This is a genomic window from Micromonospora sp. WMMD737 (assembly GCF_049179055.1).
Lineage (GTDB): Bacteria > Actinomycetota > Actinomycetes > Mycobacteriales > Micromonosporaceae > Micromonospora > Micromonospora reichwaldensis.
In genome coordinates this window covers 4,417,935-4,434,616 of sequence record NZ_JBMHMH010000001.1, presented here as the reverse complement: position 1 = coordinate 4,434,616, position 16,682 = coordinate 4,417,935, and the positions used below count along the sequence as shown (strand labels likewise).

Genomic DNA, 16,682 nt, shown 5'->3' with positions numbered 1-16,682 from the left:
GCTCGTCAGTGTTACAGGTTGCCGCGCGCTTCCTGCTCCCGCTCGATGGCCTCGAAGAGCGCCTTGAAGTTGCCCTTGCCGAAGCCGAGCGAGCCGTGCCGCTCGATCAGCTCGAAGAAGACCGTCGGGCGGTCCTGCACCGGCTTGGTGAAGATCTGGAGCAGGTAGCCGTCCTCGTCCCGGTCCACCAGGATCTTGCGGGCCTTCAGCTCCTCGATCGGCACCCGCACCTGGCCGATCCGGGCGCGCAGCTCCGGGTCGTCGTAGTACGAGTCCGGGGTGTCGAGGAACTCGACGCCGGCGGCGCGCATGGCGTCGACGCTGGCCAGGATGTCATTGGTGGCCACGGCGATGTGCTGCGCGCCCGGGCCCCGGTAGAACTCCAGGTACTCGTCGATCTGCGACTTCTTGCGGGCGATCGCCGGCTCGTTGAGCGGGAACTTCACCTTGCGGGTGCCGTTCGCGACGACCTTGCTCATCAGCGCCGAGTAGTCGGTGGCGATGTCGTCGCCGATGAACTCGGCCATGTTCGAGAAGCCCATGACGCGCTTGTAGAACTCGACCCACTCGTCCATCCGGCCGAGCTCGACGTTGCCGACCACGTGGTCGACGGCCTGGAAGAAGCGCTTCGGCTGGAGGCCGGCGTCGATCATCGGCTGCCGGTCCACGATCGGCTTGCGGGCCACGAAGCCGGGCAGGAACGGGCCGGTGTAGCGGGAGCGGTCGACCAGCGTGTGCGCCGTGTCGCCGTACGCGGCGATGGAGGCCATCCGGACGGTGCCGTGCTCGTCGCTGACGTCGTGCGGCTCGGTCAGGCCGGTGGCGCCCTGCGCGGTCGCGTGCGCGTACGCGGCGTCGACGTCCGGCACCTCCAGCGCGATGTCGGAGACGCCGTCGCTGTGCCTGGTCACGTGCTCGGCGCCCGGGGCGTCCGGGCGGACCGCGCCGGTCAGCACGAACCGCGCCGAGCCGCTGGTCAGCACGTACTGGGCGTGGTCCCGGTAGCCCTGCTCGGGGCCCCGGTACGCCACGCAGGTCATGCCGAACGCGGTGGAGTAGTAGTGCGCGGCCTGCTTGGCGTTGCCCACCAGGAAGTGCACGTGGTCGAGGCCCTTGACCGGGAACGGGTCGCGGCTGATGTCGTGGTCGACGGCGCCGACGAGCACGTCGACGTCGACGTCGTCGGTCGCCTGGGGTCGGTCGATCGCCTGGGTCATCGCGGTCTCCCTCAAGTTCCGGTCGGCCCCGTGGCCGCCGCCGTCGGTCGTGTGCGGTGGTGCGTCGGGTTCTGTGGTGCTGTGGCGAGGATCGCGGGGAAGTGCCGCACTGGGCAACTGTCGCGCCCACGCCTGGTCAGGTTGCGCATTCAGTAGGGTGATCTGCCATGAGTGCTGGTCAGGGTGTACAGCTCGACGCCCTCGACGCGCGGTTGATCGAACTGCTCGCCGAGGAACCACGGATCGGGGTGCTGGAGTGCTCCCGGCGCCTCGGGGTCGCCCGGGGCACCGTGCAGGCCCGGCTGGACAAGCTCGTCGAGCGGGGCGTCATCTCGGGCTTCGGGCCGGAGATCTCCCCGGCGGCGATCGGGTTCGGGGTGACCAGCTTCGTCACCCTGGAGATCAGCCAGCGGGACGGGCACGACCTGGTCGCCGCGCACCTGGCCGCGATCCCGGAGGTGCTGGAGGCGCACACCATCACCGGCTCCAGCGACCTGCTCTGCCGGATCGTGGCCCGCTCGAACACCGACCTCCAGCGGGTCATCGACCAGATCGTCTCGTACGAGGGCATCCGCCGCGCCTCGACGATCATCGCTCTGGCCGAACAGATCACCTACCGCACCCTCCCCCTGATCCGCTCCGCCGCCCAGCGCTGAGCAGCTGAGGGTGTAAGGAGGGGCCCTTCCTTACCCCCGGGGCGCGCGAGAAAGGGGGGCGACACGGCGGCGCGGGACGGCGGCGGCGCGGCGGTCGTCGCTACCGTGTGCGTGTGGCGAAGGCGGGCGGCCTCGGGGGGTGGCGTGGCGGGCTGCTGCTCGCGCTCGTCGTCGTCGTCGCGCTCGCCGCGACCGGAGTGTGGAACCCGTTCCCCGGGATGTGGGACTGGGTGAACCGGAGCCAGCCCATCTCCGAGCCGGACGTGGTCTGGCAGCAGCGCGTCGGCGGCACCCCGCGCAGCGTGACCATCGCCGGCGAGACCGTCGTGGTCGAGCAGCGCACCCGCGTGGAGGCGCGCAGCCTGGCCACCGGCGCCCAGCTGTGGGAGCGCAAGGCCGACTGGGCCGCGGTGGCCGGCGGCGACCGGGACGCCGTCGTCGTCGTGGGCAAGCTGCTGGTCAAGGGCTACGAGGTGCTGGACCCGACGACCGGGGCCACCCGGCGGCGCAACGGCGACGCGGTGGCCGTCTGGACGTACCGCAACATGCTGCTCGACGCCCGCTGCGTCGAGGCCACCGACTGCACGGTGAACGCCTGGGACGCGCGCGGCACCGCCCCGCTCTGGACGGCCTTCGTGCCCGGGGTACGCAGCGGGCTGCTCGGCGACAACCCGGGGCTGCTCGACACCCGCCGGCTCGACGCCGTCCGCATCGACGACGGGGTGGCCGGCCCGGAGCCCGTACCGCCGCTGCTCGGCTTCCCCATCGACGGCCGGGTGCACGTCCTCGACACCGCCACCGGGCGGGTGCTCCAGGACGTCGAGCCCGGCCGGGACGAACGGCTGTCGGTGGTCGGCGGCCGGCTGCTGCGGATCACGGCCCGCTCCCAGGACGGCACCTGCTACTTCGCCATCTCCGGCCGGGACGCGGCGACCGGCCAGGAGACGTGGCAGCGGGCCGGGATCAACCTGCGGACCGCCGACAACGCCGGCTGCGTGCAGCGGGAGGACCCGCACGGCGCGCGCAACGTGCTGATCGGGGTGGCCCCGGACGCGCGCGAGGCGGTCCTCGACGGCTACGACGGGCGGCTGCTGCTGGTCACCTCCGCCGGGGAGAAACTGCTCGCCGTCGACGACCGGTACGCCCTGGTCCGGCCGGCCGACAAGCGCGCGGTGGTCGGCCGGGAGCTGGGCGCCGGGCGCGTCCGGTGGACCCGTCCGACCGGGCCGAAGGCCGGCGCGGCGCTCACCCCGTACGCGGCCGTGATCGCCGACGAGAAGCCGTCCCGGCTGGTGGCGCTGGACCCGCGTACCGGGCGGGAACTGGTGAGCCTGCGCACCTCCGCGAACGCCCTCGCGGTCGGCCCGAGGGGCATGATCATCGGCGAGGGGCGGGAGATCGGCTACGTCCGCTTCGGCGGCGCGCGGGGCGCCCCCGTCCCGCCGCGCGACGGCGGCGTACCCGGTCCCGGCGGCACGGCGGGCGTACCCGGGCCGGAGGACAGCTGCGGTCCGAAGCGGGAGCTCTGCCCCGGGTGAGAGCGTCGTCCCAGGACCCACCCGGCGGGTGGGACTGATCGACCCTTCTGCCCTAGGCTTTCCGCTCATGAGCAGTGCCGCCGCGTTCTCGTACGCCCCCTTGCTGCCGACCGGCCCGGACCAGACGGAATACCGCCTGGTCACCGACGAGGGCGTCGACGTCGTCAACGGGCCGGGGGGTCGCCGGTTCCTCACCGTGGAGCCGACCGCGCTCACCGCGCTGACCGCCGAGGCGATGCACGACATCGCGCACTACCTGCGCCCCGCGCACCTGGCCCAGCTGCGGGCGATCATCGACGATCCGGCGGCCTCGCCGAACGACCGGTTCGTCGCGCTCGACCTGCTGCGCAACGCCAACATCGCGGCCGGCGGCGTGCTGCCGATGTGCCAGGACACCGGCACCGCCATCGTGATGGGCAAGCGCGGCCGGCACGTGCTCACCGACGGCAGCGACGCCGAGGCCGTCTCGCGCGGCGTCTACCAGGCCTACACCCGGCTCAACCTGCGCTACTCGCAGCTCGCCCCGCTGACCATGTGGGAGGAGCGCAACACCGGCAGCAACCTGCCGGCACAGGTCGAGCTCTACGCGGAGGACCCGGACGGGCAGCCCGACGCGTACAAGTTCCTCTTCATGGCCAAGGGTGGCGGCTCGGCGAACAAGTCGTACCTCTACCAGGAGACCAAGGCGCTGCTGAACCCCACGCGCATGATGCAGTTCCTGGAGGAGAAGCTGCGGCTGATCGGCACCGCCGCCTGCCCGCCGTACCATCTCGCCATCGTCATCGGCGGCACCTCCGCCGAGTACGCGCTGAAGACCGCCAAGTACGCCAGCGCCAAGTACCTCGACGCGCTGCCCACCTCCGGCTCGATGAGCGCGCACGGCTTCCGCGACCTGGAGCTGGAGGCGGAGGTGCTGGAGCTGACCCGCAACTTCGGCATCGGCGCGCAGTTCGGCGGGCGCTACTTCTGCCACGACGTGCGGGTGGTCCGGCTGCCCCGGCACGGCGCCTCATGCCCGGTGGCGATCGCCGTCTCCTGCTCCGCCGACCGGCAGGCGGTCGCCAAGATCACCCCGTCGGGCGTGTGGCTGGAGCGGCTCGAGACCGACCCGGCGCGCTTCCTGCCCGACGTCACCGACGAGACCCTCGACGCGTCCGAGGTGGTCCGCGTCGGCCTCAACCGGCCGATGGACGAGATCCGCGCCGAGCTGTCGAAGTACCCGGTGAAGACCCGGCTGTCGCTGACCGGTCCGCTCGTCGTGGCCCGCGACATCGCGCACGCCAAGATCGCCGAGCGGCTGGACGCCGGCGAGCCGATGCCGCAGTACCTGCGCGACCACGCGGTCTACTACGCCGGCCCCGCCAAGACCCCGGAGGGCTACGCGTCCGGCTCGTTCGGCCCGACCACCGCCGGCCGGATGGACGCGTACGTGGAGAAGTTCCAGGCCGCGGGCGGCTCACAGGTAATGCTCGCCAAGGGCAACCGCTCCGCCCAGGTCACCCGCTCCTGCCAGCAGCACGGCGGCTTCTACCTCGGCTCGATCGGCGGCCCGGCCGCCCGGCTCGCGCAGGACTGCATCAAGCACGTCGAGGTCCTCGAATACGCGGAGCTGGGCATGGAGGCGGTCTGGAAGATCGAGGTGGAGGACTTCCCGGCCTTCATCGTGGTCGACGACAAGGGCAACGACTTCTTCGCCGAGGTCACCAAGCCGGTGCTGACCGTCGGTCGCCGCTGATCCACGCGTACGCGAAGGGGCGCCGAGCAGTGGCCCGGCGCCCCTCGTCGTCTTCCTACGTCAGCTCGCCCGGCTGACGTAGAACGTGCCGCTGAAGGTCTCCGACACGGTCCCGTCGCCGGTCCGCGTGTAGACGGTGACCCGGCGGATTCCGGCGGTCATGGGGGTGTAAGCCACCGACGCCGACCCGTCGGCGCCCGCCGCGACCGTCTGCGCCGGCTGACCGTCGAGGGAGTAGACGAACTCCGTCACCCCGGGCATGCCGGCCTGGAAGACGAACGTCCCCGGCGTGCCGGCGACCGCCCCCTGGAACTTGTTGATCGGGTACTCGACCGAGCTGACCGTGGGCTTGGTCGCCAGGTGGAACCGGTAGCTGCCCTCGCCGGACGGCAGGTCACCGGCCGTCCGGCTGCGCACGTACACCGTGGTGTAGCCCGGCTTCGCCGGCGTGATCGTGACCGTGGCAGTGCCGTCGGCGGCCGCCGCCACGGTCTGCTCCGGCCCGTCGTCGAGCCGGTACGTGTACTCGACGACGTCCTCCATGCGGGGCGCGAACGTCAGGGTGCGCGGCTGGCCGTACCCGGCCGTCGGGTTGGCGTCGGTGATCGTCGGGCTGGTGGTGCGCACCCGGAACACGTAGCTCGTGGCGGGGGAGCGGTTGCCCGCGAGGTCCATCGCCTCGACGCTGAGCGTCCTGGGTCCGTCCCGGTCCGGGGTGATGGTGACGGTCGCCGAGCCGCCCGGCGCGTCGGCCGCCACCTCGGTCGTCGGCTGCCCGGACAGGCTGTAGCGGAACTTCACCGCGTCGGTGTCGCCGCCGGCCGAGAAGGTGAACTGGCCCGGGACGCCGGGACCGCCGTACCAGCCGTCGTCGGCCGGGTAGTCCGTGGAGCTGACCGTCGGCGGGGTGGGGCTGGTGGTGTCGACGGTGAACCGGCACTCCGCCGACCAGGCGGAGGTGTTGCCGACCCCGTCCGTGGCGCGGACGGCGAAGGCGTACCTCCCGTCGGCCATCTGATCGGCCGGAACGTCGTACCGGAAGATCGACCCGGCGGCCTTGGCCGGGGATGTCCACTCGGTCCGCATGGTGGGGTCGTCCACCGGCCACCAGGCGAAGGTGGCGGTCACCGGCTCGGTGTTCGACGGTCCCGCGTCCGGGTCGGTGACCTTCACCGCCAGGTACGGCGTGGTCGTGCCGATCTGCGACTCGCAGGCGTAGGGGTACCCGTTGATTCCCAGCTCGGTCGGTACGTCCGGCGGCGTGTTCGCGTCGATGGAGATGCCGAGTTCCCTGATCCAGCGACCGTAGGGCAGCTTGCTCTCGTGGTTGCCGGCGATCCGCGTCATGAAGGTGATCGAGGTCTGTCCGGCCTCGACCGCCTGCTGCACCGCCTCGGTGAGCAGCACTTCCAGCTGTCCCTGGCAAGGAGCGGTCGGCGCGATGTCAGCGATCTTCTCTCGGACTGTGGGTGACGTCTTCCAGGTCGGTGCGCTGGTCGGTACGTCGGTGCGCCACAGCTCGATCTCCCGTGGCTTCGAGCAGTCGTTGACCGCCGTCTCCTCGGTGACACCGAGGGCACGGATGATGCGCTTGCCCTGGAACGGAGAGAGGTCGTAGGTGAAGTAGGCCCGCGAGGTGTGTTTGTCGTCGCCGGACTTCCAGGTGCCGACCGGCACGGTGCCGTCGGTCTCGGGGGAAGCGGTCGACGGCTGGCGGGCGTCGGTCCAACTGCCGCTGGTCGGCAGGATGAACCGGCTCGGCCCGGCGGTTGCCGGCGCGGCGGTAACGACCAGGACGCTGGCGGCGGTGAGCAGGGCGGCGAGGCCGGTGGCCAGGAGCCGGCGCGGAGCGCGCGTGCGGCGTACGGCGGGCACGCCGGTGGAACCCCGTTCTTCGTGCAAGGTGAAAGACCCTCCGATGGGAGTGGAGCCGATCCCACGATCCTAGGTGGGTGACCATGGGGAACGCGCTCCACTTTCGAGCGACGTCGGTGCGCCCGCCCCTGAGGAGTAGGCGGGCGCACCGCCCCCGTCGGTTGCCGTCGACGGCAACCCGCTGACAAGTGTCGACGCGAGGGCTGTCGATCCGCTATCGGATCGCTATCGGCTCCGCCCGGCGGTCCGTGACCGCCGGGCTACCCTGTGGAAGTTGCGCCAGATCGGGCGAGGGGGCAGATGCGGTTCGGGATCTTGGGGCCTCTGCGCGTCGGCGGTGGGGACGCCACCGTCACCGCAGGTCGCGACCGGGTCGTCCTCGCCATGCTGCTGTTGCGGGCCGGTGACGTCGTGCCCTTCGACGAGTTGATCGACGCCGTCTGGGAGGAGCGACCTCCGGCCACCGCCCGCACCCAGTTGCAGATCTGCGTCTCGCGACTGCGAAGCCGCCTCGCCGGCCACGGCCCGCCGACCGAGATCATCGTGACCGACCCGGTCGGCTACGGGATCCGGGTCGAGACCACGGACCTGGACGTCAAGGTCTTCGCTCACGAGGTCGAGGCCGCCCGCGCCGCCCGCGCCGCCAACCAGCTCGTCGAGGCCAGTCGGCACTTCCGCGCCGCGCTGGCGCTCTGGCGCGGCCCGGCGCTGAGCGGAATCGCGAGCCGGAGCGTACGCCGCCGGGCGCAGACCCTCGACGAGCAGCGGCTGGCGGTGCTGGAGGAACGTGTCGACCTCGAGCTTCGTCTCGGCAACGCCGCCGGGCTGCTCGACGAGCTGACCGAGAGCGTCGAACGGAACCCGCTGCGGGAGCGGCTGCGCGCCCAGCTGATGCTCGCCCTCTCCGCCGTCGGCCGGCAGGCCGACGCCCTCACCGTCTACCGGGACGGGCGACGGATCCACGCCGAGGAACTGGGCATCGAGCCGGGCCCCGCGTTGCAGGCGCTGCACCAGCGGGTCCTCGCCGGCGATCTGGCGCTTGCCGTGGCGGACCGGTCGCCGTCGGTCCCGGTTCGCTGCCTGCCCCGGGCGATCAGCGACTTCACCGGGCATCAGCAGACGATCATCCGGTTGCTCAAGGAGATCGAGGAGGACCACGTCCCGGTCCTCCTGATCGACGGGATGGCGGGCAGCGGCAAGACCACCCTCGCCGTCCACCTGGCCAACCGGCTGGCGGAGCGCTTTCCGGACGGACAGCTCTTCATCGACCTGCACGGCCACAGCGAGCGGACGCCGCTGGCTCCGGCCGCCGCGCTGGCCACACTGCTGCGGCAGCTCGGCGTGCCCGCGGAGCGGATTCCGCTGGACCCGGACGACCGGCTCGCGCTGTGGCGTACCGAGCTGGCCGGCCGCCGGGCGCTGGTGCTCCTGGACAACGCGGCCAGCGCCGACCAGGCGGCGTCGCTGCTGCCCAACGGTCCCCACTGTCTGACCATCGTCACCAGTCGTCGCAGGCTGGTCGGCCTGGACGAGGGGCGGCCCTGCTCGTTGCCGGTGCTGGACGCGGACGACGCGGTCGAGCTGCTGGGCCGGGTGGCGGGCGGGAATCGGGTCGCCGACGAGCCCGAGGCGGCCGTCGAGGTCGTCCGGCGGTGCGGCTACCTGCCGCTGGCCATCCGGCTGGCCGGCGCCCGGCTGGCCCACCGGCCACGGTGGCGGATCACGGACCTGGTGGACCGCCTGGCCGCTGCCCCCAGCCCGCTGGCCGAGTTCGTGGCGGGGCAGCGCTCGGTGGGCGACGCCTTCGCCCTGTCGTACGCCCAGGTCTCTCCGGCCGCGCAGCGGCTGTTCCGACTCCTCGGGTTGCATCCCGGCGTCCGGTTCGACGGACAGGTCGCCGCCGCGTTGGTCGATCTTCCGATCCGTGAGACGCAGGATCTGCTGGACGAGCTGGTGGACGCGAACCTGGCCGACGAACCCGAGCCGGGCCGGTTCAGCCTGCACGACCTGGTCCGCGAGTACGCCCGGCAGCTGCTGGCCGAACCGGACCAGGCCGCGGAGCGCAGCGGTGGCCTGGAACGCCTGCTCGACCACCACCTGTACGTGGCGGCGGCCATCGGCGACCGCACCGGGTCGGCGGGCAGCCGGGGGCTCTTCACCCTGCCCGAGCCCGCCCGGCCCGAGCTGGTCGCCGCGTCGGCCGAGCAGGGGGCCGCCTGGTTCGAGGAGAACCGGGCGGCGTTGACCGCTCTGGTCCGGCTGGCCGAGGCGGAGGGCCATCCCCGGCAGTGCTGGCAACTGGCCCGCGCGTGCTGGCGCTCCCACTTCGACGGTGGCCACCTGGACGAGCTGATCGAGCAGCACACCATCGGGCTGCGGGCCGCGGAGCGACTGGGCGACGACGCGGCAGTCGCGACGATGCTGAACTATCTCTCCTCCGCGTTCTACCGGTTGGCCCGGTTCCCCGAGGCGATCCGGCTGATGGAGGTGTCGGTCGACCTGCGGCGGCGCCTCGGGCTCTGGCGCGAGCTGTGGAACACGCTGTGGAACCTCGGGGGTCTGTACGGGGCCGTCGGCGAGTACCGGCGGGGCAGGGAGTGCTTCGACGCCGCGCTGGAGCTGATGCGTGGACCTGGCGAGTTCGGGGAGCTGGCCAACCTGCTCAACAACCTCTCCTACACCCTGCTGAACTGGGGCCGCTACGACGAGGCCCTGCGTACGAGCAGACGGCATCTCCTGCTGGCCCGCCAGGTCGACGACCCTCGCCACCTGGAGAACGCGCTGGGGCACATCGGGGTCATCCGGCACCGGATGGGTGACGTCGAACCGGCTCGCCGGCTGCTGCGGGTCGCGCTGACGCTGAAGCGTCGATCCGGCAACCGGTTCGGCGAGGGCGAGGTGCTCAACGAGATCGGCGTGATGGAACGCCGGGCGGGGCGGCCCCACGAGGCCGCCGCCCTGCATCGGGAGGCGCTGATCGCCATCAGTGAGGCGGGGGATCGGATCGGCCAGTGCGCCTCGCGCAACCTGCTGGCCCGTGCCCTCCTCCACCAGGGCGATCTGCCCAGCGCGCTGGACCTGCACCACCGCGTGCTGCGCGACGCCACCGCGCTCAACGCCCGGTACGAGCAGGCCCGGGCGTTGGACGGGATCGCCCGCTGCCTGCGGGCGGACGACCCGGTTGCGGCCCGGTCGCACTGGACCCGGGCGCTCGCCTTGTACCGGCAGATGGAGGCGCCGGAGCGGCACGAGGTTTCCCGGCTGCTGGCCGAGCTGCGCTGACCCGGCTCGCCGCGATCATCTGCACGTCGGCGCGCGGCGCGGCAGGATGGTACGCGTGACGACTCCAGAGGCGACGGGTTACCGGATCGAACGCGACTCGATGGGCGAGGTGGAGGTGCCCGCCGAGGCGCTGTGGCGGGCGCAGACCCAGCGCGCGGTGCAGAACTTCCCGATCTCCGGCCGGGGCATCGAGCCGGCCCAGATCCGGGCGCTGGCCCAGATCAAGGGGGCGGCGGCCGAGGTCAACGGCGAGCTGGGCGTGATCGACGCGAACGTGGCCGCGGCCATCGCCGCCGCCGCCGCGCACGTGGCCGACGGCGGCTACGACGACCAGTTCCCGATCGACGTGTTCCAGACCGGGTCCGGCACGTCGTCGAACATGAACACCAACGAGGTCATCGCCACGCTGGCCAGCCGGGAGCTGGGCCGGGACGTGCACCCGAACGACGACGTGAACGCCTCCCAGTCCAGCAACGACGTCTTCCCGTCCTCGATCCACCTGGCCGCCACCGAGGCGGTCGCGCGGGACCTGCTGCCCGCGCTGGCCCACCTGGCGGAGGCGCTGGAGGGCAAGGCGGCGGAGTTCGAGACCGTGGTGAAGGCCGGGCGTACGCACCTGATGGACGCCACCCCGGTCACCCTCGGGCAGGAGTTCGGCGGGTACGCCGCCCAGGTCCGCTACGGCATCGAGCGGCTGGAGGGGGCGCTGCCCCGGCTGGCCGAGCTGCCGCTGGGCGGCACGGCGGTGGGCACCGGCATCAACACCCCGCTCGGCTTCGCGGCGAAGGTCATCGAGAAGCTGCGTGGCTCGACCGGGCTGCCGCTGACCGAGGCGCGCAACCACTTCGAGGCGCAGGGCGCCCGGGACGCGCTGGTGGAGACCTCCGGGCAGCTGCGTACGGTCGCCATCGGTCTCTACAAGATCGCCAACGACATCCGCTGGATGGGCTCCGGCCCCCGCGCCGGGCTGCGCGAGCTGCGCATCCCCGACCTCCAGCCCGGCTCGTCGATCATGCCCGGCAAGGTCAACCCGGTGGTCGCGGAGGCGGTGCGGCAGGTCTGTGCCCAGGTGATCGGCAACGACGCCGCCGTCGGGTTCGCCGGCTCCCAGGGCGACTTCGAACTGAACGTCATGCTCCCCGTGATGGGCCGCAACCTGCTGGAGTCGGTCCGCCTGCTCGCCGCGTCGAGCCGGCTCTTCGCCGACCGACTGGTGGTCGGCCTGGTCGCGGACGCCGAGGTCTGCCTGGCGTACGCGGAGGGCTCGCCGTCGATCGTCACCCCGCTCAACCGTTACCTCGGGTACGACGAGGCCGCCTCCATCGCCAAGGAGGCGCTGGCCAAGCAGGTATCGATCCGCGAGGTGGTCGTCTCCCGGGGGCACGTCGACTCGGGCAAGCTCAGCGAGACCCAGCTCGACGAGGCACTCGACCTGCTCCGGATGACCCACCCCTGAACCCGGCCCGGCTGGCTCGGCCTGGCTCGGCCTGGCTCGGCCTGGCTCGGCCTGGCTCGGCCTGGCCTGGCTCGGTTTGGCTCGGCTCGGCTCGGCCTGAGGCTGGGCGTCGCATCACTGTCGAGCTGCCCCGTGCATAGGACCAGTTGTCCGTCTTACGCCTTGGTGGCGCGCGACGGCCGGTGTCCGCACCGACCAGAGTGGCGCCAGGTCCGCCCGGTCGCACAGATGGGGCAGCTCGACAGGGCATGGAAACACTTCCGGTGGGCGCCGGGGGGCGCAGTGCCGGCGGTGCGCGTGGTCGGCTCAGTGCCGGCTGGCGGTCTTGCGGGCGCGGTAGGCGGTGACGGCGGCGCGGTTGCCGCAGCCCGCGTCGCAGAACCGTCGGGACCGGTTCTTCGACAGGTCGACCAGCACGTTCTCGCAGTCCGGGTGGTCGCAGATCCGCAGCCGGCGCAGCTCGCCGGTGCGTACGAGATCCGCCAGCGCCATCGCGGCCTCGACGGCCATCCGGGTCGCCAGCGGCGCGTCACGCGGCACGGCGTGGATGTGGTACGGCTCGTCGTCGTGCGTGATGAGCTGAGGCAACGCGTCGTTCTCGCGCAGCAGCCCGTTGACGATGGCGACGATCCCCTCGGTGTCGGCGTACCAGACGAGGCGCAGCCGGGGTCGGAGGTCGCGTACCGCCCGCAGTTCGTCCTCGCTGTGCTCGTGCCGCCCGCTGTAGGTGTGGGCGACGAAGAACGCATCCAGGGCGGCGACGTCGGGCAGGCCCTCACCGGCGCGGCCGTCGGTGTTGACCAGCGCGGCCATGGCAGTCAGGGAGCATTCCGTGTCATGGGTGAAGAGCAACTTGACTCCTGTCGCGGTGTCCGCCTAGCGTCATGAGCATAGTGGCAGTTTACTCGTGACAGTGGGAGCGGATCGATGCGTCAACCACCCGCCGCCGGGCTCGGCCTCGGCCTTGCCCTGCTCTCCGCCGTCACCTTCGCCACGTCCGGCACGTTCGCCCGGTCCCTCATCGACGCCGGCTGGTCGGCCGAAGCCGCCGTGGCCGCCCGGGTCGGCGTCGCCGCGCTGGTCGTGGCGGTCCCGGCCGTGCTGTCCCTGCGCGGCAGGTGGGGCGTGCTGCGCCGCAATCTCGCCGCGATCGGCGTGTTCGGGCTGCTCGGGGTCGCCACGGCCCAGGTCTGCTTCTTCAACGCGGTCCGCTACCTGCCGGTCGGCGTCGCGCTGCTGCTGGAGTACCTCGGGATCGTCCTGGTGGTGGGCTGGATGTGGCTGGTCCACCGGCAGCGTCCCCGCCGGCTGACCGTCGTCGGCTCGGTGGCGGCCCTCGCCGGCCTGTTCTTCGTCCTGGACCTGACCGGCGCCGGCGGGCTCGACCCGGTGGGCGTGCTCTGGGGGCTCGGGGCGGCGGTCGGCCTCGCCGGCTACTTCGTGCTCGCGGGGCGGGTCGACGAGGAGCTGCCCTCGGTGGCCATGGCCAGCGGCGGCATGGCCGTCGGGGCCGCCGTCCTGCTGCTGCTCGGCGCCGCCGGCGCGCTGCCGCTGCGGGTGTCCCTCGGCGAGGTCACCTTCGCCGGGCAGCGCACCAGTTGGCTGGTGCCGGTGATCGGCCTGTCGCTGGTCGCCGCCGTCGTCGCGTACCTCGCCGGGATCGCCGGCACCCGGGTCCTCGGCGCCCGGCTGTCGTCGTTCGTCGGGCTGACCGAGGTGATGTTCGCCGTGCTGATCGCCTGGCTGGTGCTGGGTGAACTGCCCACCGTGGTGCAACTGCTCGGCGGCGCTCTGATCGTCGCCGGTGTCGCCCTGGTACGCGTCGACGAGCTGCGCGCTCCCCGTGCCGACGACCCACGGCCGCAGGCCGCCGAGCCCGCCCTGCCGTGACTCGACCGGGCCGCCCGACGGCGCCCACCACGGATGAAAGCCAGATTCGCGCGATAGCCGACGTTGCTATGGCGGAAAGTGCCGCGGTGTTGTCTGATGGCTGCCACGTCCCTCAACGAGAGGATCCGATGTGGTGAGCAAGCGCTTCACCGCCGGTGCCGTCGCGTCCGCGACGGTGCTGGCACTTGCGGTGACAGGCATGAGCGTGCCGGCCAGCGCCGAGCCGAGCAGTGCCCGTACCTTCACCGTCGTCGCCGAGGACGGCGTCTCGGCGGACGCCGCGGTCGCCGCCATCCGGTCGGCCGGCGGCACGGTGGTCTCCCGCTCCGACGACGTCGGCATGTTCCGGGTGACCAGCGACCGGGCCGACTTCGCGGCGAAGGCAACCGCCGCGACCGCGCTGATCGGCGCCACCGAGCAGAAGGCCATCGGCCGCAAGCCCAAGCTGGACCGGGTCGAGCAGGAGCACCTGCTGGCCGCCGCCGCGGCCAAGGGCGCGGGCGCCAAGCGTGGCAAGAAGATGGATCCGCTGGACGACAAGCTCTGGGGCCTGGAGATGATCCGGGCGGACCAGGCCCGCAAGGTCGAGCCGGGCGACCGCCGGGTCACCGTCGGCGTGCTGGACACCGGCGTCGACGCCAGCAACCCCGACATCGCGCCGAACTTCAACTGGGCGCTGTCCCGCAACTTCGCCCCGGACATGGTGGACGTCGACGGCCCGTGCGAGGTGGCGAGCTGCCTCGACCCGGTCGGCACCGACGACGGCGGGCACGGCACCCACGTGGCCGGCACGATCGGCGCCGCCGCCAACGGCTTCGGCCTCTCCGGCGTCGCCCCGAACATCTCCCTGGTCGAGCTCAAGGGCGGCCAGGACTCCGGCTACTTCTTCCTGGAGCCGGTGGTCAACAGCCTGCTGCACGCCGGCAAGGTCGGCCTGGACGTGGTCAACATGTCCTTCTACGTCGACCCCTGGCTCTACAACTGCACCGCCAACCCGGCCGACTCCCCCGAGGACCAGGCCGAGCAGCGGGCCACCATCAAGGCCATGAAGCGGGCGCTGAACTTCGCCCACGACCGGGGCGTCACGCTGGTCGGCGCGCTGGGCAACAACCACGAGGACCTGGGCGCCCCGCGTACCGACGTGTCGAGCCCGGACTACGGCGACACCGCGCCCTACCCGCGCGAGATCGACAACGACAGCTGCTGGGACCTGCCCACCGAGGGCCCCAACGTGATCAGCGTGTCGGCGGTCGGGCCGTCGGGCAAGAAGTCGGACTTCTCGAACTACGGCACCGAGCAGACCGCCGTGGCGGCCCCCGGTGGCTGGTTCCGTGACGGCTTCGGCACGGACACCTTCCGTACCGACGCCAACATGATCCTCTCGACGTACCCGAAGAAGGTGCTCCAGGAGGAGGGCTCGGTCGACGCGAACGGCAACATCGTCGCCGGGTTCGAGGAGACGGTCTTCAAGCAGTGCAAGGCCAACGGTGAGTGCGGGTACTACACCTACCTGCAGGGCACCTCCATGGCGGCCCCGCACGCCTCCGGCGTCGCCGCGCTGATCGTCAGCAAGCACGGCAAGAAGGAGCGGCACGGCGGCTTCGGCATGGCGCCCAAGCTGGTGGAGCAGCACCTCTACCGGACGGCGGCCGAGCACGCCTGCCCGGAGCCGCGCCTGCAGTCGTACGCCAACGAGGGCCGGGACGCCGAGTTCGACGCCTACTGCGCCGGTGGGCTGAACTTCAACGGCTTCTACGGTTACGGCATCGTCGACGCGTACGCGGCGGTGAAGACCCCGCTCAAGCCCAACGCCCGCCCGTAGGGCAGGACGGCAGGGGCCCGGCCGACTCGTTCGGCCGGGCCCCTCGCATGTCCGGCGGTGGGCAACCGACCCGCCCGACGGTGGCGGGAGCGCCCCGGTCACTGGCGCCAGCCCCGGGCCCCGAGCGCGGCGCGAACCTCGCGCAGGACACCGGGGAAGTCCTGACGCAGTCGCCTGCCGGTCACGGGCAGCACGAGCCAGCCGGCACCGGCCAGTGTGGCGATCCGGTCGAGGTGCCCGCCGCCCGCCTCGGCGTGCTGCCCGTCCTGGGCGACGGCGACGCGGTACGCCGGCCACGCCAGGTCGGCGTGCAGCACCAGCCCGGAGGCGACCCGGACGGGGTGCCGGGCGGCGGGGCGCGGCAGCCCGGCCAGCACCAGCCGCACCCGCAGCTCGGACTCGGCCGGCGACCGGGCGCCCGGATCCGCCAACCCGAACACCCAGCGCGCCCGGCGGCCGCCGGGCCGCTCGGCGTTGCGGTCGGCGACGTCGGCGAGGGCCTCGCGGCTGGTCGAACCCTGTCGGAGCAGCGAGTCGACGATGCCGACCGCACGGAGCGGCTCCAACCAGACCGCCGTCTCCCACGCCGCCGAGGTCGGGTCCGTAGCCACCGGCACACCGGCGGTCCGCAGGTCCGCCACCCGCAGGCCGCCCGGGGACGGGAGGACCGCGGTGTGCCGGCCGTCCGAGGTCGGGCGGACCGCCGGGCCCGGACCGCAGCCCGTCTTCCGGGACTGGGCGGACGCGTACGACGGCGACGTGGCCGGGCCCATGGAGTGCACGCGCAGGCCCCGCTGCGGGCCGAGGCGCATCGCCCTGGGGACGAGGACGTGCACGTCGTCGGCGAAGGAGGCGGCGTGCTCGACGCCGTGCAGGTAGGCCGCCGAAGGGCCGGCGACGACCGCCTCGGGCGGCAGCCGCAGGGCGGCGGCCCGGCAGGCGAGGGCGTGGTCCCGGTCCAGCCGGGCGTCGGCGTAGACGTCGTGGCGCAAACGAAGCCAGGCCGAGCTGCGCAGTTGGTGCTCGGTGACCAGTCCCTGTCGGATCGCGTCTGAGCCGCGGAAGACCTGCCAGGCCAGTACGCCGGGCCGGTGCGGTGGAGGTGGCATGTGGGCAGCGTGCCCGCCGTCCTGCCCCGCCCGACAGCCCTGTGGACAACCGGGGCAGCCCCGAGGAACGCCGACTGTGGACAACCGGCACGGCGGGGCACG

At 72.5% G+C, this 16,682-nt stretch carries 11 protein-coding genes; 7 read left to right on the top strand and 4 right to left on the bottom strand.

The window, feature by feature from the left end; all coding sequences use genetic code 11:
• Positions 1 to 11: 11 nt before the first annotated feature.
• Positions 12 to 1,217, bottom strand: coding sequence for a 4-hydroxyphenylpyruvate dioxygenase (hppD, locus tag ACN27A_RS19390; protein WP_357578618.1), 1,206 nt, complete (start codon positions 1,215 to 1,217; stop codon positions 12 to 14).
• 167 nt (positions 1,218 to 1,384) lie between these two features.
• Here hppD and ACN27A_RS19385 point away from each other — a divergent pair, with 167 nt between their 5' ends.
• The 3 genes from ACN27A_RS19385 to ACN27A_RS19375 all read left to right on the top strand — a co-directional run bounded on the left by ACN27A_RS19385 (position 1,385) and on the right by ACN27A_RS19375 (position 5,146).
• Positions 1,385 to 1,873, top strand: a complete 489-nt coding sequence (locus ACN27A_RS19385; RefSeq protein WP_132239914.1) for an Lrp/AsnC family transcriptional regulator — start codon at positions 1,385 to 1,387, stop codon at positions 1,871 to 1,873.
• Positions 1,874 to 1,986: 113 nt separating this feature from the next.
• Positions 1,987 to 3,411: a PQQ-binding-like beta-propeller repeat protein gene (locus ACN27A_RS19380; RefSeq protein ID WP_421455413.1), complete on the top strand. Its 1,425-nt coding sequence runs from the start codon at positions 1,987 to 1,989 to the stop codon at positions 3,409 to 3,411.
• A gap of 67 nt (positions 3,412 to 3,478) precedes the next feature.
• Positions 3,479 to 5,146 (top strand): fumarate hydratase, encoded by a 1,668-nt coding sequence (locus ACN27A_RS19375; protein WP_421455411.1) that lies wholly within the window; start codon positions 3,479 to 3,481, stop codon positions 5,144 to 5,146.
• A 60-nt stretch (positions 5,147 to 5,206) separates the two neighbouring features.
• Here the strand turns inward: ACN27A_RS19375 and ACN27A_RS19370 are convergent, their stop codons facing one another.
• Positions 5,207 to 7,048 carry a hypothetical protein gene (locus tag ACN27A_RS19370; RefSeq protein ID WP_421455409.1) on the bottom strand — a complete coding sequence of 614 codons (1,842 nt, stop codon included), beginning with the start codon at positions 7,046 to 7,048 and terminating at the stop codon, positions 5,207 to 5,209.
• A gap of 273 nt (positions 7,049 to 7,321) precedes the next feature.
• Between ACN27A_RS19370 and ACN27A_RS19365 the strand changes: the two genes are divergently transcribed.
• The gene (locus ACN27A_RS19365) at positions 7,322 to 10,303 is read left to right on the top strand and encodes an AfsR/SARP family transcriptional regulator (protein WP_421455406.1); all 2,982 of its coding nucleotides are present in this window, start codon (positions 7,322 to 7,324) and stop codon (positions 10,301 to 10,303) included.
• Positions 10,304 to 10,349: 46 nt separating this feature from the next.
• Complete coding sequence (locus ACN27A_RS19360) at positions 10,350 to 11,759, top strand: class II fumarate hydratase (protein WP_421455404.1); 1,410 nt, start codon at positions 10,350 to 10,352, stop codon at positions 11,757 to 11,759.
• Positions 11,760 to 12,065: 306 nt separating this feature from the next.
• On the opposite strand, the gene ACN27A_RS19355 is transcribed toward ACN27A_RS19360, so the two are convergent.
• Positions 12,066 to 12,611 carry a CGNR zinc finger domain-containing protein gene (locus ACN27A_RS19355; protein ID WP_421455401.1) on the bottom strand — a complete coding sequence of 182 codons (546 nt, stop codon included), beginning with the start codon at positions 12,609 to 12,611 and terminating at the stop codon, positions 12,066 to 12,068.
• 75 nt (positions 12,612 to 12,686) lie between these two features.
• On the opposite strand from ACN27A_RS19355, the gene ACN27A_RS19350 reads away from it, so the two are divergent.
• Entirely contained in the window at positions 12,687 to 13,649 is a 963-nt protein-coding gene (locus ACN27A_RS19350) for an EamA family transporter (RefSeq protein ID WP_421455398.1), read from the top strand.
• Between the two features lie 133 nt (positions 13,650 to 13,782).
• Positions 13,783 to 15,471 carry a S8 family serine peptidase gene (locus tag ACN27A_RS19345; protein WP_421455396.1) on the top strand — a complete coding sequence of 563 codons (1,689 nt, stop codon included), beginning with the start codon at positions 13,783 to 13,785 and terminating at the stop codon, positions 15,469 to 15,471.
• Positions 15,472 to 15,569: 98 nt separating this feature from the next.
• On the opposite strand, the gene ACN27A_RS19340 is transcribed toward ACN27A_RS19345, so the two are convergent.
• Entirely contained in the window at positions 15,570 to 16,580 is a 1,011-nt protein-coding gene (locus tag ACN27A_RS19340; protein ID WP_421455393.1) for a hypothetical protein, read from the bottom strand.
• Between the last annotated feature and the right edge of the window lie 102 nt (positions 16,581 to 16,682).

What these genes read in the sequence shown, in the direction of transcription:
- hppD (WP_357578618.1), bottom strand. Translation starts at nt 1,217, where the DNA reads ATGACCCAGGCGATCGACCGACCCCAGGCGACCGACGACGTCGACGTC.
- ACN27A_RS19385 (WP_132239914.1), top strand. Translation starts at nt 1,385, where the DNA reads ATGAGTGCTGGTCAGGGTGTACAGCTCGACGCCCTCGACGCGCGGTTG.
- ACN27A_RS19375 (WP_421455411.1), top strand. Translation starts at nt 3,479, where the DNA reads ATGAGCAGTGCCGCCGCGTTCTCGTACGCCCCCTTGCTGCCGACCGGC.
- ACN27A_RS19365 (WP_421455406.1), top strand. Translation starts at nt 7,322, where the DNA reads ATGCGGTTCGGGATCTTGGGGCCTCTGCGCGTCGGCGGTGGGGACGCC.
- ACN27A_RS19360 (WP_421455404.1), top strand. Translation starts at nt 10,350, where the DNA reads ATGGTACGCGTGACGACTCCAGAGGCGACGGGTTACCGGATCGAACGC.
- ACN27A_RS19350 (WP_421455398.1), top strand. Translation starts at nt 12,687, where the DNA reads ATGCGTCAACCACCCGCCGCCGGGCTCGGCCTCGGCCTTGCCCTGCTC.
- ACN27A_RS19340 (WP_421455393.1), bottom strand. Translation starts at nt 16,580, where the DNA reads ATGCCACCTCCACCGCACCGGCCCGGCGTACTGGCCTGGCAGGTCTTC.